The sequence below is a fragment of the Bradyrhizobium sp. UFLA05-109 genome (genome assembly GCF_054185165.1).
In genome coordinates this window covers 1-1,631 of sequence record NZ_JBBIAR010000154.1, presented here as the reverse complement: position 1 = coordinate 1,631, position 1,631 = coordinate 1, and the positions used below count along the sequence as shown (strand labels likewise).

The window sequence follows — 1,631 nt, the reverse complement described above, 5'->3', positions numbered from 1 at the left end:
TTCCTTGCCCTTAACGCTCCAGCTTCCATCAGCGGATTTCCCGCCGCTGGGCCGCAGACATAGCTTGTTATATCTGCGATGAGAGGGGAGGTTTCAGCCCAGTTCTTTCCGCCGCGTATCCCTGCGAGATCCCTGTTGTGAAATCCATACGCGAAACGGTCGGTTCGCATGTTCTCGATCGGAATGAGAGCCCTACTGATTTGCTTGAGTGCTTGATTCCGATCCACGGAATTGTCCGAATTGCAGTAGAGGTTTGATAGAGCTCCTTCTAAGCACGTGATCTTCGAACCTATTTCGGTGAGATCGAGCCACGGCTTACCTTCATCTAGGCCGGAGCCCAGAAGTGCAGTCTTCCAGCTCGCCAGCGTCTCAACGAAGTCGAGCGGAAGCATTTCCGCTGTCATCAGTTTCCAAGTGGCATCGAAACATATGCGCGTGTCGCGACCAAGCCGAGCAGCATCGATCTGATCGATGGTGTCGTGCTCGGTATGCCACCACCAGCCACAGGGTATAGCGAAGTCAATGTTTTCCGGACGTTCGGCGCTTACCAACCCGAAAAGCGCTGGGATGCCGATGCCGAAGAATGACATGTCGCAGATTGGAGGGAACGGATTAGCTCGAACGGTAGTGCCCGTCTCTTTTCGAATCGCGTCGCTGACCAACTTCTCGACTGGTCCGCTCGCGAAGGCGTTCGTCATGTTGTCGAAGCCCTTGCACCCGATTGAGTCAATGTTGACGTGAGCCACGCAGTGGCGACTCAGTTCGTCCCAATTGGTGTCAGCGTACCAAGTCGAACCGGCATACGATCCGCTCTCGTGGCCGGACCAGAAACAGATCCTCAGACCTCGGCGCCAGTGCTCCCGCCGCAAAGCAAGCGTGCGAGCGAGCTCGACTATGGCGACGACTCCGCTCGCATTGTCCATTGCGCCCTTAAGCCAGGAGTCAACGTGCCCGGACAATAGGACGAAGTCCTGGCCTTCGTCACCAGAAGCGTTGAGAGAAGCTGTAAGCAGAGGGATCTTTTCCCAACCCGATTTAAGATTCGACACGACGCTCACCTTCTCGGCCCGCTCAGCGGCTGCTTTCAACTGAGTGCCAACGGTTCGGGTGACGGACACCGCGACGATTCTCGGAATCCTTGCTATCGTTTCAACAGTCGGAGTTCCCCAGAGTCCTGTAGGCCCACCCATATGGATCACTTCGTGAGGGCTGACGCTGATCAGGCCCGTAGCCCCGTTGCGTATTGCCCAGGCAGAGGTATCCCAAGAGTGCAGACCGTCGACAATCACGAATGCTCCTTTGAGATCCTGGATTTCGCTCGAGGCTCGCTGGTCTGGCGAAACATACACAAGCCGGCCTACAATGCCGCCGTCCGAGGGAAGCGAATGCCCCTGCGGCATACAGGCGAGTCTGACATCGCCTAGAACGATCTCGCCGAACTCCGGCGAGCTCACGTACGCATTATGATAAGGACACTCGATTGAATATCCATAACTACGCAGTTCGTCTGTTAAGCGCTCGACTGCCTTCCGCTCGCCCGGTGAACCCGCGCGCCGATGCGGCGCTTCGGTGATCCGACCCAGGAGCTCCATCATACGAGCTTCCGAAATATCGCTTTGCGGCTCCGAGAT

General features: G+C 56.6%; 1 protein-coding gene. It reads right to left on the bottom strand.

Going from position 1 to position 1,631, the window contains the following annotated elements:
* Positions 1 to 1,595: M28 family peptidase (locus tag Q3C01_RS44795; protein WP_458151735.1), on the bottom strand; the 1,595-nt coding region annotated here is incomplete at its 3' end.
* Between the last annotated feature and the right edge of the window lie 36 nt (positions 1,596 to 1,631).